The organism is Paenibacillus vortex V453 (assembly GCF_000193415.1).
Lineage (GTDB): Bacteria > Bacillota > Bacilli > Paenibacillales > Paenibacillaceae > Paenibacillus_AQ > Paenibacillus_AQ glucanolyticus.
In genome coordinates this window covers 270171-285876 of the sequence record NZ_ADHJ01000025.1, presented here as the reverse complement: position 1 = coordinate 285876, position 15706 = coordinate 270171, and the positions used below count along the sequence as shown (strand labels likewise).

At 47.6% G+C, this 15706-nt stretch carries 13 protein-coding genes; 12 read left to right on the top strand and 1 reads right to left on the bottom strand.

Annotation, left to right across the window (positions count from 1 at the left end; all coding sequences use genetic code 11):
• Nucleotides 1-20 precede the first annotated feature (20 nt).
• From PVOR_RS16235 to PVOR_RS16180, 12 genes are all read left to right on the top strand, one after another.
• Nucleotides 21-1037: a S41 family peptidase gene (locus tag PVOR_RS16235; RefSeq protein ID WP_160164004.1), complete on the top strand. Its 1017-nt coding sequence runs from the start codon at nt 21-23 to the stop codon at nt 1035-1037.
• A gap of 401 nt (nt 1038-1438) precedes the next feature.
• Nucleotides 1439-3250: a cache domain-containing sensor histidine kinase gene (locus PVOR_RS16230; RefSeq protein WP_006210460.1), complete on the top strand. Its 1812-nt coding sequence runs from the start codon at nt 1439-1441 to the stop codon at nt 3248-3250.
• Nucleotides 3228-3995, top strand: a complete 768-nt coding sequence (locus PVOR_RS16225; protein ID WP_006210459.1) for a response regulator transcription factor — start codon at nt 3228-3230, stop codon at nt 3993-3995. Before PVOR_RS16230 ends, PVOR_RS16225 begins: the two co-directional genes overlap by 23 nt.
• 94 nt (nt 3996-4089) lie before the next feature.
• Complete coding sequence (locus tag PVOR_RS16220; RefSeq protein ID WP_040680670.1) at nt 4090-5421, top strand: ABC transporter substrate-binding protein; 1332 nt, start codon at nt 4090-4092, stop codon at nt 5419-5421.
• A gap of 106 nt (nt 5422-5527) precedes the next feature.
• The gene (locus tag PVOR_RS16215; protein WP_006210456.1) at nt 5528-6412 is read left to right on the top strand and encodes a carbohydrate ABC transporter permease; all 885 of its coding nucleotides are present in this window, start codon (nt 5528-5530) and stop codon (nt 6410-6412) included.
• Nucleotides 6413-6427: 15 nt separating this feature from the next.
• A complete protein-coding gene (locus tag PVOR_RS16210) occupies nt 6428-7258 on the top strand; it encodes a carbohydrate ABC transporter permease (protein ID WP_006210455.1) in 831 nt (276 codons plus the stop codon).
• Nucleotides 7259-7276: 18 nt separating this feature from the next.
• Nucleotides 7277-9553, top strand: a complete 2277-nt coding sequence (locus PVOR_RS16205; protein ID WP_006210454.1) for an FAD-dependent oxidoreductase — start codon at nt 7277-7279, stop codon at nt 9551-9553.
• A 5-nt stretch (nt 9554-9558) separates the two neighbouring features.
• Complete coding sequence (locus tag PVOR_RS16200) at nt 9559-9843, top strand: aldo/keto reductase (RefSeq protein ID WP_083811696.1); 285 nt, start codon at nt 9559-9561, stop codon at nt 9841-9843.
• Between the two features lie 378 nt (nt 9844-10221).
• Nucleotides 10222-10551: an ArsR/SmtB family transcription factor gene (locus tag PVOR_RS16195; RefSeq protein ID WP_006210451.1), complete on the top strand. Its 330-nt coding sequence runs from the start codon at nt 10222-10224 to the stop codon at nt 10549-10551.
• Nucleotides 10548-10946 carry an SRPBCC family protein gene (locus PVOR_RS16190; protein WP_006210449.1) on the top strand — a complete coding sequence of 133 codons (399 nt, stop codon included), beginning with the start codon at nt 10548-10550 and terminating at the stop codon, nt 10944-10946. Before PVOR_RS16195 ends, PVOR_RS16190 begins: the two co-directional genes overlap by 4 nt.
• A gap of 55 nt (nt 10947-11001) precedes the next feature.
• On the top strand, nt 11002-13257 hold the full coding sequence (locus PVOR_RS16185; RefSeq protein ID WP_006210448.1) for an ATP-binding cassette domain-containing protein: 2256 nt from the start codon (nt 11002-11004) through the stop codon (nt 13255-13257).
• A gap of 13 nt (nt 13258-13270) precedes the next feature.
• Nucleotides 13271-13978: an FAD-dependent oxidoreductase gene (locus PVOR_RS16180; protein ID WP_006210447.1), complete on the top strand. Its 708-nt coding sequence runs from the start codon at nt 13271-13273 to the stop codon at nt 13976-13978.
• Between the two features lie 239 nt (nt 13979-14217).
• Here the strand turns inward: PVOR_RS16180 and PVOR_RS16175 are convergent, their stop codons facing one another.
• Complete coding sequence (locus PVOR_RS16175) at nt 14218-15681, bottom strand: DHA2 family efflux MFS transporter permease subunit (protein ID WP_006210446.1); 1464 nt, start codon at nt 15679-15681, stop codon at nt 14218-14220.
• Between the last annotated feature and the right edge of the window lie 25 nt (nt 15682-15706).

The window sequence follows — 15706 nt, the reverse complement described above, 5'->3', positions numbered from 1 at the left end:
TGTTTTTCAACGGGTCCGTTTTGAACAATAATTTAGAGGGGATGATGATCGTGGAAGCTAACCAGATGAGGGGTTGGGCTCATGAAGAGGTAATCCATTCATTAGCCAAAGCGTTAAATAATCATTATGTGTTTCCCGATGTTGCTGAAGAAATGGGAAATTACTTGGAGCATAAGTTAGTCGGAAAAGAATATGAAGCGATTAAAAACGCAGAAGCTTTTTGTGAACAAGTCACATATGACCTTCGGGAAATTAGTAAAGACAAGCATTTGAAATTACGATACACGGAACAAGAGAAGTCGGTTGATATGAAGATTAGTGAGAAGGAGCAAAGGGAGGAATATCTCCTGCATGCAAAGCTCGATAATTATGGTTTTCATAGAATTGAACGTCTTGCGGGGAACATTGGTTATATCCATTTGCGAGGTTTTCACGATCCAGAGTTTGCAGGCGAGGCTGCAGTAAATGCAATGAATTTGGTGGCTAACACGGACGCGCTTATCTTTGATTTACGGAATAACGGTGGCGGGAGCCCATCGATGGTTGCCTTTATCACAAGTTATTTGTTTGATTCCGAACCTTTTCACTTAAACAGTTTTTATTCGCGGGCAAACGATGTTATAAGTCAGTCTTGGACGTTATCGTATGTGCCCGGAAAACGGTATGGAAACAAACCTGTTTATGTATTAACGAGCCACAGAACATTCTCTGCTGCGGAAGAGTTTACATATAATCTGAAAAACTTAAAGCGGGCAACCATCATTGGAGAAGTTACCGCAGGAGGAGCCAATCCTGGAGCCGTTCATCAATTAACGAAACACTTTGGTATATTTATCCCGGATGGACGAGCGATTAATCCCGTTACCCAAACCAATTGGGAGGGAATAGGCGTGACGCCGGACGTTGAGACAACTCAACATGAGGCATATGAAACGGCGTATAAACTTGCTCTTAAACACGTAATATCTTTATATCAGGACAGAAACGAATATGGATTTATAGTAAAGGAAGCCGAGAACCAATTGAAGCAGCTGTAAGGAAAATGAATGATCGGCCGGTTATGATAAAAACCTATGCTCCAATTGTTCGGCTAAGGAACGCAGCAAGGGATATGAGGATAAAGTCGCGGAATTCGCGGCTTTTTTTGTTTTAAAGCGTGTTGCACTGATTCGTTCGCGTGACGGATCTAGTCGCGTTCATACGGCAGCACACCGTACAGGCGCAGTATTATATGAGGATTTGGGATTGCCTAATACATACATGACAAGTATAGATCCATAGAAATGCCGATTCAAAAGCGTAAACCAGACTCTATCAAGGTCTGGTTTACGTTTCTTCAGGATCTGTTCGTTTGAGCTTAAAAAAATTAGGGTTGCGATCAAGTGTAACCTCAAGTAAATTGGGAGATACACACCGATTGGAGGGCTGAGCCATAATCATGTTGACCAGATGGTTACGACGAATAACGCCTGAAACCTTTAAACACCGAATCTTGTTTTCCTTTCTGTTGTTTCTCCTCGCGCCGATTGCGCTATTATTCCTCTACAACTTCCGGGAAACGGAAACGATACTCCAGCGGAATGCTTCGGACAGCAACATCAAGCAGCTCGAAGGCATCAAATACGATCTTATCGATTTGATGAGCCTTGTGATGAAAACCGGGATGCTGCTGGAACAGGATTCCGTCCTCCGCCAAGTCATGCAGCAGCCGGAATTATATGATGCTATCCATCGAAAACGAATCGTTGAAAATAAATTTGCAGGTATTGAAAACAGCTTTTTCCTAACAGGAGCTACGGTTTTCTACACTTTAATCGATTTAAAAGGAAACGCTTACACCTCGTATACACCGGTGAGCTCCCTGAATTATGCCGCCATGAGCTCCGAGCCCTGGGTGCAGGAGCTGAAAAGGGCAGGGGGACAGCGTTACATCTGGACATCCGATGATCACACGACGGAGGTCCGAGAGAGGCAGGGCATTCGGATGCTGAGCCTTTACGCATTGCTGCGTGACGATGGATTGAAGCCATTTGCTTACGGACGTTTTAGTATCGATTATGAGGGCTGGTTCGAGGAAAAAACATTCGGCAGACATGGGGAAGGCGCCTATTTCCTGCTGGATGCAAACGGACATACGCTGCTTCAATCGGATTCGGAAGAGGACGTGCCGTCTACCGTGTCATCTACTATTGCAGCAGCCAGTCAGAGCGCGGGAGCGGATTCCTCCTCCCAATCCATTGTGAACAATCATACGATGTATACCTACAGCAAGATTCAAGAGCTGGACGGTTATCTCGTGAAGAAGGTGCCGCTGTCCTTGTTGTTTGAAGAAGTGAACAAACAGAAGCAGAGGTTTTATACCGTTTATGGGGCTATCCTGCTGCTGTTTGTACTCTTGACTTACCTCATTTCTTCAACGGTCACCGGGCCTTTGAAGCTGCTTCAGCGAAAAATGGAGACCACCGTAAAATTGAATTTGAAGACCAAGCTTCCGGAACAGGGTCGGGGTGAATTACTGGCGTTGACCCGAAGCTTCAATTATATGATTGCAGACATCAATAATCTGTTGGAGCGGTTAAAGCTTGAGGAGCGTCAAAAGCAATTTGTCCGGTTTCAGGTGCTGCTTAGTCAGATGAATCCTCATTTTCTGCTGAACACGCTGAACACTATCAAGAGTATCGCGCTGGATAAGGATGAGGATGAGATTTACGAGATTTGTGTTGCGCTTGGCAACATATTGGAAACGACGCTGAATTTGGAGGTTGACCTCATTCTTCTGAAGGACGAAATTGTACTGGTCGAATCCTATATGGATATCCAGCGGAAACGATTCGGGCACGGCATTGAGATTCAGTATGAAGTAAGCGAGGATCTGGAGTATGCGCTGATTCCGAAATTTTGCCTGCAGCCGCTGGTAGAAAATTCGCTGCTCCATGGGTTTGGACAATCCCATCATGAGGGGCAAATCGTCATTTGTGCATCAAGCCGCAATTCGCTGCTTTATTTGGAAGTTGTGGATAATGGCATGGGGATTAAGCGATCGCAGGAGAATCAGTCCAACCGGAAACGAAAAAGCATTGGCCTCCAAAATCTTCGGGAAAGCCTGGAGCTTATGTTTAAGAACCAGCCGACAGGACTTCTGATCGAGTCGACGGACGAAGGAACCAAGGTTGTCATGCATTTCCCGTTATTGCTATCCAAACCCTATTTGAAGGAGGGGAGCGCGCATGTGGCGCACGCTGATCGTTGAAGATGAACAGTACGCGAGAGCAAGCTTACGCAAATTGTTTGTAAAGGCGGATATTCCGTTCGAAATTGTAGGTGAAGCGGTAAACGGTGAGGAGGGTCTGCAATTGATTCGGGAGCTGCAGCCCGATGTTGTCATCTCCGACATTTTTATGCCGCGAATGGATGGCGTCCGATTATTGCAGCTGACGAGGGAGGAAGGTTTCCAGTGCCGGTTTGTCATGCTGACGGCAGTAAGTGAGTTCGAGTATGCCAGGCAAGCGGTGGAGTACGGGGCTTCTGGCTATTTGATGAAGCTTTCTCTGGATTTGAAGGGACTCAAGCAAGCCATGGACAAAGTGGCTGCAGAGCTGACGAGAATGGACAAGCTTCGCCTGGCAGATAAATGGTTCCCGGACAGGACTGCCCAAGAACCGACGGACCACCCGGAGCTGAACCGAATGATCAACTACATTGAAGAGCATTTTGCCGAGGAAGTGACATTAAAGAGACTGGCTGAATTTGTCCGCATGGATGCCAGTTATGTCAGTGATTTATTCAAGAAGAAGACCGGCACCACGCTGACGCACTTTATCCAGAACCGCCGCGTTCAAGCGGCGAAAATGCTGCTGTCCGAAACCGAGAAGACGGTTAGCGAAATCGGCAGAATGGTAGGCTTTGAGAACGACAATTATTTCATCAAAATATTCAAGCGCTGGTGCGGTGTGACCCCAAACGAATACCGGAAAGAACAAAAATTCGTTCTATGAATATCCAAACGCCGTTCATACCCCCAATGCCAGGCAGGTGATAAAGTTAAAGACGTAGGCAATAAGCTTATCATTTTGATGAGGGGGACCACGAGTGAAACGGAGAAAATGGTTGAAGTTAGTTCTAATGACCACTCTGGCAGCTTCGATGCTCAGCGCATGTGGAGGCATTAACAGCAGTAGCAGCAATGAAGGGGCGAATGCAGGATCGGCAAGTGAAGCTTCAGCAGGCAGTTCGGGTGAAAAAATCAACCTCAAGCTTTGGGGAGCGGTTCCTGCTGAAGCAGGTCCTCAAGAGGTGATTGACAACTGGAATAAAGAAAATCCGGACATTCAGGTGGAATACGTCCGCTACGTAAATGATGATCCGGGTAACCTGAAGCTGGATACGGCACTCATCACGGCCCAGGATGCAGACTTGTTCATCAACTATACGATTAACCGCCTGCAAAAACGCGTTGACGCAGGGGTCGCTTTGGACCTCAGCAGCAAAACGGATTACAACATCGATGAGCAAATGGGCCCGGATGCTGCTCAATGGAAAATCGGCGATAAATACTACGGGATTCCTACAAAGAAAAACATGCTGTTCATCTGGCTTAACAAAAACATGCTTGATGAAGCAGGACTTCCGGTTCCTTCCGTCGACTGGACATGGGACGATCTGAGAGAATACGCGAAGAAATTAACAAAAGAGAATGTGTATGGCCTTATGCAGCATGACGCCGCCTTTACCGCTACAATTGATGGCACTATTGCCGGTCTTGGCGTAACGAAGCCGGATGGCACATCCAACTTTGATAACGATCTTTGGAAGCAGCAGCTTCAAACCGTGCATGATATGATGTTCGTGGACAAATCGACACCGGAGTACGGTGAACAAGTAACTAGCAAAATGCCGGTAGATACAAATTTCTTAAAAGGCGAGGCAGCCATGCTGGCCGCAGGGGAATTTATTTTCCGCAATGCCAACAATCAGAAGGAATTTCCACATGATTTCAAGATCGCTTTCGCAACGATTCCGAAAGTAACCGCTGATCAGAAGGATTATAAATATGCTGGCGGACTCGGTGATATGCTCTCCGTCAATGCCAAATCCAAAAATCAGGATGCGGCATGGAAGTTCGCGAAATGGTATGCCGATGGCGGCATGCTGCCAATGGCTAGCGGTGGTCGGATTCCATCCTCGAAGAGTGTGGATAACCAACAGGCGATGGAGCTGCTACTCAAGGGGAATGAGGATAGTTACGATACAGCATCGCTGAATAACGTGGTGTTCGGTCAGTTCCCGTCGTTCCAGCTGAATGTTCCGCAGCAAGCGCTGGATGCCCGCAAGGAAGAATATGAGAAATACTTCCTAAATGAGCAGGATATCGATACAACACTTACAAATATGACCAAACGCCACCAGGACTATATCAAGTAATCGCATATGGTCAATACCCTTAAGAGAGAAGAAGGATCTTCCGCTTCCTTCTTCTCTCTTTGTTGTATCTAGAAAGCTCTAAACAAGAAGAAAGGCGGTGTTTTCTGTGACAAAGAACAGCTGGATTCGGAAACAGGGCTGGGTTGGCTATGCCTTTATTCTGCCTAATATGCTGGGGATTCTGGCATTTTTCATTCTGCCTGCCCTGTTTTCCTTCTTTATGATGTTCACGGACTATCAATTTGCCAATCCGAACTGGACGTTCACGGGATTGGATAATATCAAACGCCTTTTTGGTGATGATCAATTCTATGCCTCGATCAAATATACTGTGATTTTCCTGTTATCCGTTCCGGTTTCACTGGGACTGGCATTCCTTGTAGCGCTTGTGCTTAACCGCAGTGTGTATTTGAAGGGATTGCTCAGGGGTATGTTTTTCCTTCCGTATATCTCTAGCGGCGTTGCTGTTGCTTTTGTCTGGATGCTGTTGTTCCAGCCGTCGCAGGGACCGATCAATGAAGTACTGCGTTGGATCGGTGTCGCCTCTCCTCCAGGATGGTTTGCGGATTCAGGCTCAGCGATGTATGCGATCAACGTTGTACAGATTTGGTTCATGCTTGGCTACAATATGATTATTTACCTTGCGGCGCTGCAGGAAATCTCCACCGAGCAGCTGGAGGCGGCGCGAATCGATGGAGCGGGCGCGTCGACGATTACGTGGAAGATCGTATGGCCGCTCGTTAGTCCGACAACGTTTATGCTGCTGGTTACAGGACTGATCATGACGGTCAAATCCTTCTCCCTGATTCAAGCCATAACGGGCGGCGGACCAAGCGGAAGCACGACAATCCTGTCCTTATTCGTCTACAAAACGGCATTCAGCTACTATGAGATGGGTTATGCGTCAACGATATCCTGGTTTCTGTTCGCGGTTATTCTCGTAATTACCATCATCCAGTGGGTAGGCCAAAAACGCTGGGTTCATTACTAGAGAGGAGCAGGCAGTATGATTGAAATCAAAAAGAACCTCTCCATTAAGCTTTTTGTCACGACAATTCTTATGTTGATTGCCGGATTCTTTATGATTGTCCCTTTCCTATGGATGCTCAGCACCTCGTTCCAAACGCCGAGCGAAGTTTTTCGGCAATGGCTTCCTTCCAGGCTCGACTGGAGTAACCATATCCGAATATGGTCTGGGAACTATAATTTTCTTCCTTATTACTGGAATTCGATTAAAATCGCTGTTATCGGCACGGTTGGCGCCGTATTCATGTCAGCCCTTGCGGCCTACGGCTTCGCGCGTACGGAATTCAAAGGCCGGGATACATTGTTCATGATGTATTTGTCCATGATGATGATTCCCCCTCAAGTCGTATTCGTTCCGAAGTTCATTATGTTTAACTGGCTTCATATTTACAACACCCATTGGGCGCTCATCCTGCCCGCCATGTTCTCGATATTCGGAGTCTTCATGCTTCGCCAGTTTTTCCTCGGGATACCGAAGGAGATTACCGAATCCGCGTTTTTGGACGGAGCCGGCCATTTTCGGATATTCTTCAAGCTGATTCTGCCGTTAGCCAAGCCAGCGATTGCGACGTTTGCCATTATCGACTTCTCCTGGCAATGGAATGATTATGAGAATGCGCTCGTGTTTCTGACAAGTCCGGAGCTCTATACGATTCCGCTTGGCCTGCAAAATTTCGTTCTGGAAAACAACGTTGACTATAATGGCATGATGGCTGCTTCTTCAGCGGCAATCGTTCCTATGATTCTAATATTCCTGATAGGACAGAAATATATCATCCAAGGTATATCGAGTTCGGCAGTTAAAGGCTAATCGAAGGAGGTTCATACATTGAGACAAGAGACAGTAAATTCGCATATAATCGTCATTGGAGGAGGTCTGGCCGGAATTAGCGCCGCAATTGCAGCAGCAAGACTGGGGCAAAAGGTTGCGCTTGTCCATAATCGCCCTGTGCTTGGCGGCAACTCCAGCTCCGAGGTACGCGTATGGGTATGCGGGGCAACCGGGCACGGAGTGAACCGTTATGCCAGGGAGACCGGCATCATGGGAGAACTGTTTATAGAAAACCAATATCGTAACCCGGAAGGCAATCCCTATTTATGGGATGTCACGTTGTTGGATGCCGTCAGAGCCGAGCCGAACCTCACGCTGTTCCTGAATACGGATGTAAGAGAGGTTGAAGCTGTCGGAGAACTGGATAACCGTGTGATTCGCAGCGTCACAGGCTGGATGATGGGATCGGAGCGCGAAATTACGTTCGAAAGCGAGATTTTTCTCGACTGTACAGGCGACGGACTCATTGGTTTTCTTGCAGGAGCAGCATACCGCATCGGGCGTGAAGCCAGGCACGAGTTCTTAGAGGATTGGGCCCCGGAAGTGGCTGACGACATCACGCTCGGCAGCACCTTGCTGTTCTATACTAAAGAAACGGAGAAACCCGTGCGTTTCGTGGCCCCGTCTTTTGCAAAAGATATTACCACAACGTCGATTCCGATCAAACGCGTCATTCGAAGCGGTGACTCCGGCTGTCATTATTGGTGGATTGAATGGGGAGGCGAGCTGGATACGGTCCATGAGAACGAGCGGATCCGGGATGAGTTATGGTCAGTCATTTACGGCATATGGGACTATATCAAGAACTCGGGGGAGTTTGAAGCCGATCATATGACCTTGGAATGGGTCGGATCGATTCCGGGTAAACGCGAATACCGCCGTTTTCTGGGGGATTCCATATTGACGCAGAACGATGTTATTGCGCAGCGTTCGTTCGAAGATAGGGTAGCTTTTGGCGGGTGGTCTATCGATCTTCATCCGCCGCAAGGGATGTATGCAACTGAAAGCGGCTCGAAGCATTTGCATATGGACGGCATTTATCATATTCCATTCGGTTCGCTTTACTCGAGGAACGTAAGCAATCTGCTGTTCGCCGGACGGAATATTAGTGCAACACATGTGGCCTTCGGAACGACGCGCGTCATGGCGACCTGTGCGGTGATGGGCGAAGCAGCCGGCGTTGGTGCCGCATTGTCCGTTATGAAAAGGATCACGCCGCGCGAATTGCGCGAGCGGTACCTGTCTGAGCTCCAGCAAACGATGCTGCGCACCGATGCTTCGATCATCGGTCTGCGTAATGAGGATGTTCATGACTTGGCAAAGAAAGGAGTTGTCAGAGCGTCGAGCACAATGAAGGGCATATGGCTCGATAACGCTGCTCAAGAGTATCGACTCATATCGGACGTTGGATTGTTGTTCCCGGCTGATGGAGAGGTTGAAGGACTCCGTATCCTGGTTACCGCCAGGGAAACCACGCAGTTGAACATCGAGCTGTGGGATACGGGACGCGATGAGAACTATGTGCCTGCAAATCACAGGCAGACTTTGATCATTGAGGTTGCTGCCGGTGAGAAGCAGTGGCTGGATATTCCGGCGGACCGGATGCTGTTTGGCGATAAACCGTGCAATGGATTTGTTATTGTCCGCGCCAATGAGGCAGCAAGTCTCTTTACATCTGAGGTACCCCTCACCGGCGTGCTCGCATTCGAACGCGGGGCCAAGCCGGTAGTCAGCTCCGATCTGGAGGACCATCAGCCGGATCAGCTGGTGATCGAATGGTCGATGAGAGGCCTTGTCCGCAAGCCGTTCTGTTTTGCGGTTGAGACCAGCGCTTATTCGGCTGACAAAGTGGTTAGCGGTTATGTTCGTCCTTATGGAGGTCCGCAGATGTGGGTATCGGAGCCCCTCGTAAACGGCCGGGTAGAATGGGTGGAAGTTGAGCTCCCAGAACGAGCGGATATCCGGGAGATCCATCTTACCTTCAATGATGACGTCAATGAGGATTTGATCAATCTGCATCATCACGAGACGCCGTTCCTGATCATTCCGGAGCTGGTTAAGGCATATGAGCTGCAGGCATATATGGATGGGGAGTGGGTAACGGTTGCCGGTGATAACCATAATCGTACACGCAAAAAGATCCATCGATTTGAGGAGCCGATACCATCGAACCGAATCAGGGTCGTCATCAAGGAAACGAACGGCAGTGAACGAGCAGAAGTAATCGAGATTCGAATATATGAGGATCATAGTATCGAAATGAAGACCTCGTAAGAGCGATCAAGGGTCCGAGAAAGTGGAGCTCGGGTTTCTGTGCGTCCGGTTTAAGAAAATCATGGCCTCTTATCGAAACTCTTGATGAGCTTGCAGTGAAATACGATGCCTCACCGACACAGATTGCTTTGAATGGGATGATACACGCTCAAGGCGAGGGCATATTTGCGATTCCTGGAGCCACTAAAGTGAAACATGCCGAGGAGAATGTCAAAGCTATGAACTTTTCCTTGACGCGAAGTGAAATGGACGAAATTAGTGATGCTTCATGGGCAGTTCTTAAAAAGTAAACCTCGTGTTGCCGTGATCAAATCCTTCCAGAAACGAATAAAAATAACCAGTCGCTGATAAAGTCGAACTGGTTATTTTTGCTGTTATGGATTCATGGTTCATTCATGAAGGTCAGCTCTCGCTGTGGTTATCCGCTGCTTCTGTTAGTTTTGTTTCTAATCCATCGATTCAGCTGTATTATCCGTTGAGATACCAACGCAGGCAGATATGAGAGAATGTTGACGCGACACCAAAGGGTGGCCTATAATCAAAACGACACTAAATGGTGTCGATTGAGTACATTTGTTACATAAGCGCAAAGATCGAAGAGACTTGTAGTTTAATGGATGGGAAACTAACGCCTGTCCCTTGGCAATAATATTATAGGAGAGGGTGTTGTGACCGAGATCAATCAGTTGCGAGACGTGTTTGATGCGATTGCAGATCCAACCAGGCGTCATCTGATTCATCTGCTATCAGAGGCAGAGGAGCTGCCCCTGCATGAGTTGACGCCACAGTTTCAAATGGGCCGTACAGCGGTATCGAAGCATTTGACAATTCTTAAAGAGGCCGGACTGGTGGAGGACCGTAAAGTAGGCAGGGAAACGAGATACAGGCTAAATGCCTCTCCACTGCAAGAGGTTCAAGATTGGGTGGGCTTCTACAACAAGTACTGGAGCACGAATATGCTTCGATTGAAGCAGTTATTAGAGGAGGAAGAAGAATGAGTTTAACTTTATCTATGGATTTTCAGTACACGTCAACAATTGAAAAGGTATGGAGCGCTTTGACCGATCCCAACAAGCTTGCCCAGTGGATTACGGAAAATGATTTTAAACCTGTCGTAGGACATCGTTTTCAGTTTCGTCATCAGCCGTACAATGGATGGGATGGAATTGTTGAAGGAGAAGTAACGATCGTGGATGAACCCCATCGATTGTCTTATATTTGGGCAACCGGGGATGAGCAACACACGGTGAACTGGACCCTGCAGGATTTAGGGGATGGGAAGGTTAACCTTCATCTCGAGCAAATCGGATTCTCCAATGTCCATGGACTTGAAGGCGCTAAGTATGGTTGGAGCGCTTGGACTGTCGAGCTTGAAAAGGTGTTGGCACAATAACTTTGTTTCAGCAGTAGAAAAGAAAAAAACTTGGAGGATATGAAGCATGAACGGCATGAACGAATCTAATCAGGAATATATCGTTATCTCAGGTGCGAGGGAAAACAATCTCAAGAACGTATCCTTGCGTATTCCCAAACGGAAGATCACGATTTTTACCGGGGTATCCGGATCTGGCAAATCCTCGATCGTCTTTGATACGATTGCTGCGGAATCCACACGTTTGTTGAATGAGAACTTCAGCATGTTCATACGTACCTTCCTGCCCCGTGTTCCGCAGCCGGATACGGATGCAATCGAAAATCTGAGCATGGCGGTTATTGTAGATCAGAAGCGGTTGGGCGGGGGCTCCCATTCCACGATGGGCACGATTACCGATATATCTCCCATTCTCCGATTACTCTTTTCCCGAGTGGGTCAGCCCCATGTTGGAGGAGCGAACATGTTCTCCTTTAACGATCCGCAAGGCATGTGTCCAGAGTGTAACGGTATCGGCCGCAAATTAGGCGTAGATATGGGCAAGGCGGTGGACATGTCCAAGTCGCTGAATGAAGGAGCCATCATGCTGCCGGACTATTCAGTGAACGGCTGGGAGTGGAACATGCTTGTGCAGTCGGGAGACTTCGACCCTGGCAAGAAGCTGAGTGATTACTCGGATGAAGAGCTGGAACAGCTGCTGTATGGCAAGGCCAGGAAAGTGAAGATGGATTTCGCCGGTAAGGCAACGAATATAACGGTGGAAGGCGCCATCGAAAAGTTCACTAACAAATACATCAAGCAGGATGTCAAGACCAAGTCCGAGCGGACACAAAAAGCGGTTGCACCCTACATTTCCGAGGGGCCTTGCTCCAGCTGCCACGGTGCGAGACTCAGCCAGGACGCCTTAAGCTGCAGGATCAATGGATATAACATTGCGGAGTTGTCTTCCATGGAGGTCGGACAACTCGTTCGCGTCATTCGGGAGATTGACGATGCGGTCGCCGCACCGGTGGTTAAGTCACTGGGCGAGCGCTTGCAGCATCTGATCGATATCGGGCTTGATTATTTGACTCTGGACCGTGAGACGGATACATTGTCTGGCGGCGAATCACAGCGTGTCAAGATGGTGAAGCACTTAAGCGGCAGTCTCGTAGATGTCACTTACATCTTTGATGAGCCCAGCGTTGGTTTGCACCCTCGTGATGTACACCGCTTGAATGAACTGCTGCAGAAGCTGTGCGACAAAGGCAATACCGTCATTGTTGTTGAACATGATCCCGATGTGATCAAAATCGCGGACCATATCGTCGACGTTGGGCCTCACGCCGGTAGCCGCGGCGGTGCCATCGTGTACGAAGGAAGCTTCCAGGGTCTTCTGGAAGCAGGCACACTGACGGGAACCCATATGAAGCAAGCGCTTAAGCTGAAGCAGGACTGCAGGCAGCCATCCGGCAAGCTGTCCATTAAGGATGCCACACTGCACAACCTGCAGAACGTGAGTGTCGATATTCCTGCCGGGGTACTTACCGTCGTTACGGGTGTCGCCGGTTCAGGCAAAAGCACGCTGATCAACGAAGTATTCCTCAGCCAGCAATCGGATGCGATTGTCATCGACCAATCGGCGGTAGGCGTGTCTACACGCTCGAATCCAGCGACCTATACGGGCATTATGGATGATGTTCGCAAGGCGTTTGCATCCGCGAACAAAGTCAATCAAGGCCTCTTCAGCTTCAACTCCAAGGGGGCATGCGAGAACTGCCAAGGACTGGGTGTCGTGTATACGGATCTAGCGTTCCTTGACAGCGTGAAACTTCCATGTGATGTATGCGGGGGTAAGCGATTCAAGGAAGAGGTGCTGGAGTACAAGCTGAACGGGAAGTCCATTGCCGATGTATTGGAGATGACGGTAGAGCAGGCCTTGGAATTCTTTCAGCTAAAAGAGGTTGTGCGCAAGCTCCAGGCAATGAGTGATGTAGGGCTGAACTATATTACGCTCGGTCAGCCGCTAAGCACCCTTTCGGGCGGTGAATGCCAGCGTATTAAGCTGGCAAGCGAGCTGCATAAGAAGGGCAGTATCTACGTGATGGACGAGCCAACGACTGGGCTGCATATGTCAGATATCGGCCACCTGTTGGAGATCATGAACCGCCTGGTGGATGCCGGCAATACGGTCATTGTCATTGAGCATAACCTCGATGTGATTAGCCAGGCAGATTGGATCATCGACATGGGACCGGACGGAGGCAGCAAGGGTGGTCAGGTGGTATACGAAGGAACTCCTACGGAGATCATCCATGAAGAGCATTCCATTACGGGCAGGTATTTGAGGTAAGGGGGAATGCATAATGGCTTTTTTTAAAGACATGATCTCCGTATTCCGAAAGCGAGAATTGTTATTTATAGAAAGCCTTCGAGAATCGGAAGATGTATATACTTTTTCATTCAAAAAAGATGAGGATTTAACGTGGACGGCAGGGCAGTACGGTTTGTTTAGCATTACACACAAGAAAATCAAAAGCCCAACGAAGCCTTTCAGCATAGCTTCTGCTCCGACGGAGAACGTTGTTAAAATTACGACGCGAATTGGTGATAACCCCAGCGACTTCAAACAAGCGATGTTGGAATTAAAGCCTGGAATGAAAATCAAGATGGGCGGTCCTGTAGGGTCATTTCATTTGGATCAAGAACACCCATCGCTGCTAATTGCAGCCGGTATTGGCATTACGCCTTTTCGAGCAATCCTGCAGCAAATGGCTGCTGGAAGAGACAGAGAGGGTAAACCCGTGCGTGTGCTGTATCTGGACAGTCAGAAGTCACACCTCTTTCGGGATGAGCTCGATGCTCTGGCTAACTCGGCTGCCGTTCAAATATCCTATCTTGAATCCAAGGAAGCATTAGAGCAAGAAATCAATAGGTTTGTTAACCAATATCAGAACCAGGGCAAATACTTTATCGCGGGTCCAAAATCCATGGTTGAGTCGATAACGAATTTGCTGCAAAATAAAAATATCGCGAAGCAAAATATCAAAAAAGATGCGTTTTATGGATTATAACGAATATTTGCATACAGCCTATCGCTATGTATAGAAGATTGACAAAGGGTGACTTCATTGAAGTCACCCTTTTGCTTTAATGGTATTGAACTGATAGCTGCGTGTATCTTCTATTCCACGACGGCTACACTTGCCTTCAGAGGCAGCGTAGCGGACGCCGCGTATCACCTGCGATCAAAGCGGAGATACGTTAGATCACTCATGAGCAAACCTTGATTAGTGAATGACGTTACCTTTATTTACTCAACAGATGCTGCCTTTGCGGATTCCTTTTTTGCAATTCCTTTTGAGGGCGGCATGAAGAGTGTCATAACCAGCGCCAGAACAGCCAATATCATCATAAAATAATAGGCGTCACTCGAACCCAGCATGGTAGAGAGACTGGCGACTTGATCTGGTGATACAAGTTCATTTTGGCTTTTGATGTCTGCTGCATGCTTCAAAGCCTGCGACGTATATATCGTAATAACGACAGCTGTCCCAATGGCACCTGCAATTTGACGAACTGTGTTATTCACAGCCGAACCATGCGTGCCTAATTCTTTGGGTAGTGCGTTTAATCCTGCTGTATTCAGCGGCATCGTAATAAAACTTAAGCCTACTCGTAAAAAGACTGTTCGAATCATTAAATAGGAATAAGAGGTCGAAGCCGTTAAGTCCGTTACAGCCCACATCGAAGGTATAACAAACAATAATCCGATGATAAATAGTGGTTTTGCTCCAAATTTATCGTATAACCTGCCAGTTACCGGTGATAAAAATGCATTGATCACAGCACCCGGCAATAATAACAGGCCTGCCTCAAAAGCAGAATAGCCTCGACTGCTCTGAAGATACAGCGGCAGCAGGATCATGTCCGCGTACATCATCATGGTGACTAATATATTGATGAGTGAGGTTAAGGTAAAGATCTTATTTTTGAACACATCCAAATTCAGCAGCGGGTCCTTTGATTTCATTTGACGCATACAGAACCATGTCGTGAACATAACGCCGATAATTAAGGACAACAGGACTACAGGAGATGCCCATCCTTTGCTCCCGGCATTACTGAAGCCATAGAGGATGAAACCAAATCCGATTGTGGATAAGATGACACTGATGATATCAAGCTTGGCTTTTGCCGCTTGGGATACATTTACCAGATACTTTAATGCCAGTAAAATCACGATGAAGACTAGAGGGGCTAAACCGATAAACAGCCATCTCCAGGATACATATTCAATGATAAATCCAGCTAAGGTCGGGGCAATAGCAGGGGCGAAGATAATGGCAAAGCCGATTAGGCCCATGACGCTGCCCCTTTTTTCAATTGGAAAAACAATCAGTATGACACTCATCATAAGCGGGGTAATGATCGCCGCTCCGGCTGCCTGGATCATGCGTCCCATCAGTAAGACGCTGAAATTTGGTGATACAGCGCAAATCACTGTGCCAATCAATAAAAATAACATAGAGCTGACGAATAACTGCCTCGTCGTAAATCGTCTCATCAAATATGCCGTAACGGGGATTAACACGCCATTCACAAGCATAAAACCCGTTGCAAGCCATTGGACGGTCGTTGCTGAAACCTGAAATACATCCATAAGGTCATTCAGCGCAACATTTAATAATGTTTGGTTCAAGGTCGATAAGAAACAACCTAAAATCAGTATAAATAATAATATCCCTTTTTTTACATTCGGTTTCTTTTGCTGCATTATTGTACTCCTTCCAATCATTGCT